10 protein-coding genes are annotated in these 7249 nt (G+C 65.8%); 1 reads left to right on the forward strand and 9 read right to left on the reverse strand.

What is annotated here, in order from left to right; genetic code table 11:
- Nucleotides 1-6 precede the first annotated feature (6 nt).
- Both RMO04_RS15870 and RMO04_RS15875 read right to left on the reverse strand, forming a co-directional pair.
- On the reverse strand, nucleotides 7-699 hold the full coding sequence (locus tag RMO04_RS15870) for an NnrU family protein (RefSeq protein WP_309645744.1): 693 nt from the start codon (nucleotides 697-699) through the stop codon (nucleotides 7-9).
- A 51-nt stretch (nucleotides 700-750) separates the two neighbouring features.
- Nucleotides 751-1443, reverse strand: coding sequence for a hypothetical protein (locus RMO04_RS15875; RefSeq protein ID WP_309645745.1), 693 nt, complete (start codon nucleotides 1441-1443; stop codon nucleotides 751-753).
- Between the two features lie 122 nt (nucleotides 1444-1565).
- Between RMO04_RS15875 and RMO04_RS15880 the strand changes: the two genes are divergently transcribed.
- Nucleotides 1566-1937, forward strand: coding sequence for a YidB family protein (locus tag RMO04_RS15880; protein WP_309645746.1), 372 nt, complete (start codon nucleotides 1566-1568; stop codon nucleotides 1935-1937).
- On the opposite strand, the gene RMO04_RS15885 is transcribed toward RMO04_RS15880, so the two are convergent.
- From RMO04_RS15885 to RMO04_RS15915, 7 genes are all read right to left on the reverse strand, one after another.
- Nucleotides 1927-2523: a DUF4126 domain-containing protein gene (locus RMO04_RS15885; RefSeq protein ID WP_309645747.1), complete on the reverse strand. Its 597-nt coding sequence runs from the start codon at nucleotides 2521-2523 to the stop codon at nucleotides 1927-1929. The genes RMO04_RS15880 and RMO04_RS15885 overlap by 11 nt on opposite strands.
- 9 nt (nucleotides 2524-2532) lie before the next feature.
- Nucleotides 2533-3336, reverse strand: coding sequence for a DUF2145 domain-containing protein (locus RMO04_RS15890; protein WP_309645748.1), 804 nt, complete (start codon nucleotides 3334-3336; stop codon nucleotides 2533-2535).
- Entirely contained in the window at nucleotides 3333-3692 is a 360-nt protein-coding gene (locus RMO04_RS15895) for a hypothetical protein (RefSeq protein ID WP_309645749.1), read from the reverse strand. Before RMO04_RS15895 ends, RMO04_RS15890 begins: the two co-directional genes overlap by 4 nt.
- Before the next feature lie 78 nt (nucleotides 3693-3770).
- Nucleotides 3771-4550 (reverse strand): exodeoxyribonuclease III, encoded by a 780-nt coding sequence (gene xth, locus RMO04_RS15900; protein WP_309645750.1) that lies wholly within the window; start codon nucleotides 4548-4550, stop codon nucleotides 3771-3773.
- A gap of 197 nt (nucleotides 4551-4747) precedes the next feature.
- Nucleotides 4748-4960, reverse strand: a complete 213-nt coding sequence (locus RMO04_RS15905) for a helix-turn-helix transcriptional regulator (protein WP_309645751.1) — start codon at nucleotides 4958-4960, stop codon at nucleotides 4748-4750.
- 49 nt (nucleotides 4961-5009) lie between these two features.
- The gene (locus tag RMO04_RS15910; RefSeq protein WP_309645752.1) at nucleotides 5010-5411 is read right to left on the reverse strand and encodes a hypothetical protein; all 402 of its coding nucleotides are present in this window, start codon (nucleotides 5409-5411) and stop codon (nucleotides 5010-5012) included.
- 549 nt (nucleotides 5412-5960) lie between these two features.
- On the reverse strand, nucleotides 5961-7249 hold a 1289-nt coding region (locus RMO04_RS15915; protein ID WP_309645753.1), incomplete at its 5' end, for an acetyl-CoA hydrolase/transferase C-terminal domain-containing protein.

Consider the following 7249-nt stretch of genomic DNA (forward strand, 5'->3'; position numbering starts at 1 on the left):
GCTGAGCTAGGGCAGAGCCGCGACGCCGAACATGTAGGGGTGACCCCAGAGCAGAGCGGCCCAGATGGCCACCGCAAGCGCGATGCGCCACCAGCCGATCTCCCCGAGCTTCAGGGACTGCTTGCCCGCCGCGATCGCGGCGAACGGCACGTTGGAAGTCTGGGCCGCGAATCCGTCCCAGGTGGCGCCCAACACCCGCTTGCGCTTGGCGTCGATGCTGGAGGTTCCGAACAGCGCCAGGACCAGCATGGCCCCGAACAACACCAGGCTCGCCCGGTCGCCATTCACCAGCAGATGGCCCGCGGCCCAGATCGCCACACCCCACAGGAACGGGTGACGGGTGATGCGCAGCATGCCCTTGACCACGTCGGGGCGGTCTAGCGCGCCCTCCTGCGCCACGCTGGTGGGATTTGGCGTGGTCAGACCGGGCACGATCAGCAGGGTCGCCAGGAGCTGCAGACCGAGCTGGACATGACGGGTGACCGGCGTGACTTGCCAGTAGGCGGCGTTGGAAGGATCGTTCCGGGCGGCGACGAAGGCGAAGCCCAGCCAGGTCAGGCCCGCCACGGAGGCCAGTGAGAACAGGCCCATATAGGGGCCGGGGCCGACGACGCCGGTGAGGGTGTCGCGCAGGCGGGTTCCGGATACGAGCAGGTGCAGCAGGACGAAAAACGCCGCGGCGGCGAGCAAACTGGTCATGGGTGAAGCCTCCCCAGGTCCACGTGACGCTGCGCCTCGTCGGCACGGCCGTCAACGACGGTCCGGATCGTCGTCCAAGGATGCGTTGTCGTCCTCGTCGAAGGGCGGTTCGCCGTCATCGAAGTCATCCGGCTCGGGCTCCCAGGCTGGCACGGCCGGCGGTGGCGGCGGAGGGGGCGGGGCGGCGATGATCGGCGCGGCCTCGGGCGCGCGCGGCGAACTGGGCCGGCGCAGGATGGCCTCGGCGCGAGCCAGCCACTGATTGGCCTCCTGGATGGCCTCGGCAGGGGTGGAGGGTTTGCGGCGAAGCTCGTCGCCGGCCAGCCAGAGATCCAGTTCGAAGTCCGGGTGGCGGGGATCGTCAAACAGCAGGCGCAGGGTCACGCGCGCGGCGTCGGGGGCCAGATGGTCCAGGGCCTTGCGGGGTTCTCCCCGGAAGGCGCGGGCGACGACCGTCCCGTCGACGATGATCTCGACGCCCACCAACTCGTAGATTCGATAGACCAGGCACCAGGCCCCGCTGTCCCAGGCGACGGCGGCCAGGCCCGAGGTGAAGCTGAACCCGGCGCCCTTGCCGCGCCCGCGCGCCACGACCACGGCCTCCGGCGGCGCCTTGAGCACATTGCGCAAGGCGCGTCGCACCCGGCGGCCTTCGTCCATGTACCAGATCGCCGCCGAGCCCAGCAGCGTCACGGCGACGCCCGCGAACGTCAGCAGCAGCAAGAGCCGGGCGAGTTCATCCATGGTGGTACGCTAGCGTCGTTCGAGGGCGGCGAGAAGACGCCGCCACGAAGGCTTCATTCGACCGAGGTTGTGCGAACTCCTGCTTAGTGTCTTGCTCGGCGGACCATCGGATGGAGGCGATCATGGGCTTGTTGGACGGGTTGCTGGGCGGCGGCCAGGAGGGCGGCGGCGCGATGTCGGCGATCAGCGACATCCTGGCGTCACAGGAGGGTGGCTTGGGCGGCCTGGTGAAAACCTTCGAAGCCGGCGGCCTTGGCGAACTGGCCAAGTCCTGGATCAGCAAGGGCGAGAACCTGCCGATTTCCGCGGCGCAGATCGAGAGTGTGCTGTCGTCCGGCGTGGTGGCCGATCTCGCCCAGAAGCTGGGCGTGGACCCCCATGTGGCGGCCGGCCAGATCGCGCAGGTCCTACCCCAGGTCATCGACCGCCTGACGCCCAACGGCGAGCTGCCGTCGGGCGGGCTGGGCGGCCTGCTGGGCGGTCTCAAGCTCTAGGCGCGAACCATCGCCGTAGGGCCGCGAGCATTCGCCAGCTTAGGATCAGCAGTCCCACGGCGACCACCACCATGACAACGGCCACGCCGACCGCGGCGCCCGGCTGAGTCAGGACCAACCAGAGACCCCCGAAGCTCGCCACATCCTCGGCGGTGCTGACCACCATGTTGCTGACCGGTTCCGGGCTGGCGTTGACCGCGGCCCGGGCGCCGGCCTTGGCGCCGTGGCTGAGCAGGGCCGCCCCGCCGCCCAGCAGGAAGACCAGCACCTGCCAGGTCGGGTCGGACGCATCGACCACCGCCAGGGCCAGCAGCGCCCCGCCCAGCGGCCGGATCAGGGTGTGGACACCGTCCCATAGGGTGTCGAGCCACATGACTTTGTCGGCGAACAACTCGGCGACGGCGCCCAGGCTCGCGACGCCGATGACCCAGGGGTTGGCCAGGACGTCCAGGGCCTGGATCTTGTCGGGCAGGTCGAGCAGGCCGATCCGCATGGCGATCCCGACGCCGGCGACGCAGGCATATAGCCGCCAGCCCGCCAGGAGGCTGAGACTGGCCGCCACACCCATCAGTTCGACTGCCCCCATGGCGCGTCCTCAGGGCTGGTAGTTGAAGACGTAAGCCTCCTGCAGGAGGTTATTCTCCCGCATGAACACCGCCATCGACTCGTAGGTGGCGGTCCGGATCGTGGAGCCCTGGTCGTCGGTCCGCAGCCGCTGATCGGCGATCGGCCCGAAGAACCGCACCAGGCCGTTGGCCTTCACCACCGTCGGCTTGTAGTGGGCCTTCAGATTGGCGGTGATCTTGTTCGGGTCGTCGGTGTTCCACACCGCCGCGGCGATCACGTTCAGCATGAAGTTGTTGCAGTTCTGGTACTTGCGCGCCCAGGGGTTGGCGACCAGCGAATATTCGGGATTGTGGACCTTGGCGTAGGTCGGGCTGTCGATCACCGCCAGGATGCGCCGCTGCAGCTCCGGACTGGGGACGATCACCGCCATGTCGTTGACGGTGGAGCCTCGGGTGAAGTCCAGCGGATAATCCTGGACCAGCCGGCTCTCGATCTTCGACCAGGCTGTGCCGTCGCCCGCATAGAGGTTGTAGACGGCGTAGCCCTTCACCGACTTGCCGTCGGCGGTCTGGATGTCGCGATAGACCCAGAAGGCGCCGTGCGTGTAGGCGATCCCCTCCGGAAGTTGGTCACGCATGCGCCCGGCCCGGAAAACGATGGCCACGCGCGCACCCTTGGCGGCCAGGTCGCGCTCGACCTGCTTCGAAAAGGCGGCGGCCTGTTCCACCGTGAAGTGCGGCGCCACGACCCTTGCCGAGGAGTCCTGAGCCAGGACGGACGCCGGGGCGCCGGCCAGGAGCGCGGCGACCAGTATGACGCTTAGAGCCCTCATCGCGGCGCGGGCTTCTGGACGTCGTAGGGCACGGCGGGCGCCGGATCGGGCGAGACCACCACCCTGTCGTCGACCTTCAGCGGTCCAGAGGCGAACTCGGCGGAGGCGCCGGCGGCGCCGGACACCGCCGATCCTGTCGCAGCCAGGGCTGAACCGCCGGCGACCGAGGCCGCGCCCGCGACGCTGGCCGGAAGCGCCGAGACACCGACCGCTGTCTGGACGCCAGAGGCCGTGAGGTGGGCGGCGACTTCCGACGATCCGCCCGCGGCGGCGGAGGCGTGGGCGGCGCTGTCCTGGGCGAGGGCCGGTCCCGCGCAGAGCGTCAGGGCGGCGGCGGCGAGCAGGGTGGTCCGCATGGGGTAACTCCGATGGCAAGCCTGGCTATAGCCTGGGACCGACTGAACCGGCGATGAACTTTCCGCGACCCGGGGAGCCTAAAGGTCGAGTTCGATCACGACCGGCACATGGTCCGATGGCTTGTCCCAGCCGCGCACGTCGCGGTGGATCACACAGGCGCGGAGCAGATCAGCGGCCTGGGAGGAAAGCAGGGCATGGTCGATGCGGATGCCGTTGTTCCGCTGCCAGGCGCCGGCCTGATAGTCCCAGAAGGTATAGGCCTCCGGCGAGCCGTCGATGGCCAGGAAGGCCTCGGTGAGTCCCAGGTTCTTGAGCCCCCGGAAAGCCTCGCGGGTCTCCGGCTTGAACAGCGCGTCCCCTAGCCAGTTGTTGGGATGAGCCGCGTCGCGGGCCTCGGGGATCACGTTGTAGTCGCCGACCAGAGCCAGCGGCTCCTCGTAGGCCAGCAACTCCTGGGCGTGGGCGTTGAGCCGCGCCATCCAGCGCAGCTTGTACGGAAACTTCTCGGTTTCGACCGGATTGCCGTTGGGCAGGTAGATCGAGGCTACCCGCACCGGGGTCGGGCCTGAGACCACGGCCTCCAGATAGCGGGCCTGTTCATCCTCGTCTTCGCCGGGCAGACCCTTGCGGACATCTTCCAGCGGCGTCTTCGAGAGCATGGCCACGCCATTGTAGGACTTCTGGCCATGGACGGCGACGTTGTAACCCAGGCGCTCGAAGGCCTCGGCGGGGAACTTCTCGTCCACGCACTTGATCTCCTGCAGGCAGGCGACATCCGGCGAGACCTCCTCGAACCAGCGCAGGACGGTTTCCAGCCGCGCATTCACCGAATTGACGTTCCAGGTGGCGATTCGCAATTGAGCTACTCCTGATCTCCCGGCGTCACGCGGTAACCGCTGCAGCCTAGCAAAAGGCCGATGCGTTTGATGTCACGGGCTTCGAATTCCTTACCTGCCGATGCAGGTGGCTGCCACCTATACCGCTGACGATACCGCCACCGACTCCAGGCGACACACTTGCTGGCAGCGGGTGGTTTCCGCCCCTTGGGCCGATGTCATGCATCGGGCGGTCGAAGGAACGTCCATGGTTCGATCTGGAGCGCAGTCGCCGATCGTTCAATCGCCCGGACACTGGGATCGCGTGTTCCGCGTTCGAGATCGCTCAAAAGGCTGCGCTTCTTACCCGCGTCGAAAGAGAGCTGTTCCTGGGAAAGCCGACGGTGCTTCCGCGCGACACGAACATTCCGGTCGGAAGCGCTTGGCCTCAACTTTTCCTAGCAACCTGAACAGGTCGAATGCCCTCGATGAGCTCCACCACTAGCTGGCGGGGAGTTGCTGCACAGCCTGATAGACGTTCCAAACCTTCCAGAGCACCCACGCACCAAAGCCGACAAACAACAGTCCGATGCCCAGAAAGCCAATCATCGGGAGCCCAATCACCACAAGCACGAGAGCCAGAATGGCCGGCATGATGTACGGCGCGTGGTAGGTCGCGCCTGTCGTATGGTTTCGAAGCGCAAGCGCTTCGAGCGTGCCATTCTTCATGTTTCCCACAGCGGACGCCGTGTCTCCGTCGGAAAAGGACGCGATTGTCCGCGTCCTGTAGAACATGGGCTTGCCGTCAATGCGGAAGCTGATCAGCTGATTTTGAATTGGGATTGGGCCGTGACTGCCACCCACCGCATAACTCAGGTCGGACCCACGCTCGACTGCTTCCACCTTACCGCGAAGTACTAACAAGGCCATTTGAGCCAACCCCAAAGCTAAAGCTTGACCACATAAAATGGTATTGGGAAGTCGTTTACAAGAGCGGTGTTTGCGCGGCCGACCGCAATGCCTTCAAGGCGCACTTTGGGTGGAAAGCAGGCGCTAGCTTCGCGCCATGCACAACTCTGGTGAGTACGGAGGAAGCACGGTGATACCGATCACGATGCCGCTGGCCCAATATGCTCTTCCTCGCCGGCTTTGGCGGCATCTTCGCTTGGGTCGTTCCCGGCATGCTCGCCAACCCTGATGCCCATCCGCTCGCCACCCCGGGAATCACATCAGGGTCGAAACCGGCGACCAGCTCAGGATCGGCCAATCCATGGCCTTGGCCGGCAACTGGGGGAACACGAGCGAGCCGCATCTCCACACTCACGCCGTTGATCCGGATAGCGCCGAGGCCATTCCGCTCACCATTGACGGCCTAATGTTCGCGCGACGATCCGGGAACCCGAAACTCTTGAATAGGGTAGCCGCCGTTCCGAATTGATCTGCCTGCTGGCTCTAGATGAGGGTCTGCTGCCGAGCGGCGCGCGACAGATCTTCCCGGAAGGCGGGATCGGCCAAGGCGATGATCGCGCGCGCGCGTTCGGCGGCGGATTTCCCGCGCAGATCGGCCCAGCCGAACTCGGTGACCACTATATGAGTGTCGTTTCGCGGGGTCGTCACCGGCCCGGTCAGGGCTGGGACGATGCGCGAAAGCACACCCCCACGCGCCGTGGAATGGCAGGCGATGATCGACTTGCCGCCGCGCGAGGCTCTCGCGCCCCGAACGAAATCGAGTTGACCGCCGGCGCCGCTGTATTGCCGTCCAAGCATATGCTCGGAATTGCAGGCGCCTGTTAGATCAATCTGCAGCGTGGCGTTGACTGAAACGACGTTGTCGTTCTTGGCGATATGGCGGGGATCGTTGATCACCTGGACCGGCAGACTGTTGATCGCCGGGTTGTCGTCGAGCAGGTCGTAGAGTTTCCGGTCACCCAGGGCGAAGGTGAAAACGCTGCGCCCGGGATAGGTCGCCTTCAGGCGGTTGTTGACAGCGCCGCTGGCGATCAGATCCGCCAGGCCGGGCGTCAGCAGTTCTGTGTGAATACCGAGGTTCTTGCGATCCGTGAGACTTGCGCACACCGAACTCGGCAGAGCCCCGATGCCCATCTGGAGGCACGCGCCGTCAGGGATCAGGTCGGCGATCAGCCGTCCAATCGCGGCGTCTGTTCGACTTACCTCGTGAACGGGGCTCTCGAGCAAAGGTGCGTTGTGTTCTACGATCGCATCAACCTCGCTAACATGCAGTAGAGAGTCGCCGAAGACCCGAGGCATATTCGCGTTGACCTCGACGATCAGGCGGCGGGCGCTGCGCGCCACTGTCGTCGCATAGTCATTGCTCGCCCCAAACGTGAACCAACCATGTTGATCCATCGGGGAGACCGTGACCACGAAGGTGTCGATGTCGACCTGTTCCGACAAGAGCCTCGATGATTCGCTGAAAGCTACAGGGACGAAGTCGATGACCCGGCGCCCGTCCTCTTCTCCGCGCGCCATCAGCGCCCGCTCGATCTCCCCCAGGAACATGCAGTGGGGCTTTACGCGGTCCAGCAGCTCGTAGCGGAAGATGCTGGATCCGGCGTGGGGCAACGAGTGGAAATACCAGACGTGCAGGTCCGAGAGCTCGCCGGCCGTCACTCGGTCGGCGAGGGCGCTGAGTAGGGCGGGGGGCTCTCCAAGCGCCATGCCCATCGAAATGTGGACGTGTGACGGGATCGCGGCGACCGCCGTTTCGGCGGTGGTGAGCT

This window comes from Phenylobacterium sp. (genome assembly GCF_031412415.1).
Taxonomy (GTDB): Bacteria; Pseudomonadota; Alphaproteobacteria; order Caulobacterales; family Caulobacteraceae; genus Phenylobacterium.

Bases quoted from the DNA above. Each gene is read 5' to 3' on its own strand.
- RMO04_RS15870 (WP_309645744.1), bottom strand. From the start codon at position 699: ATGACCAGTTTGCTCGCCGCCGCGGCGTTTTTCGTCCTGCTGCACCTG.
- RMO04_RS15875 (WP_309645745.1), bottom strand. From the start codon at position 1,443: ATGGATGAACTCGCCCGGCTCTTGCTGCTGCTGACGTTCGCGGGCGTC.
- RMO04_RS15880 (WP_309645746.1), top strand. From the start codon at position 1,566: ATGGGCTTGTTGGACGGGTTGCTGGGCGGCGGCCAGGAGGGCGGCGGC.
- RMO04_RS15885 (WP_309645747.1), bottom strand. From the start codon at position 2,523: ATGGGGGCAGTCGAACTGATGGGTGTGGCGGCCAGTCTCAGCCTCCTG.
- RMO04_RS15890 (WP_309645748.1), bottom strand. From the start codon at position 3,336: ATGAGGGCTCTAAGCGTCATACTGGTCGCCGCGCTCCTGGCCGGCGCC.
- RMO04_RS15895 (WP_309645749.1), bottom strand. From the start codon at position 3,692: ATGCGGACCACCCTGCTCGCCGCCGCCGCCCTGACGCTCTGCGCGGGA.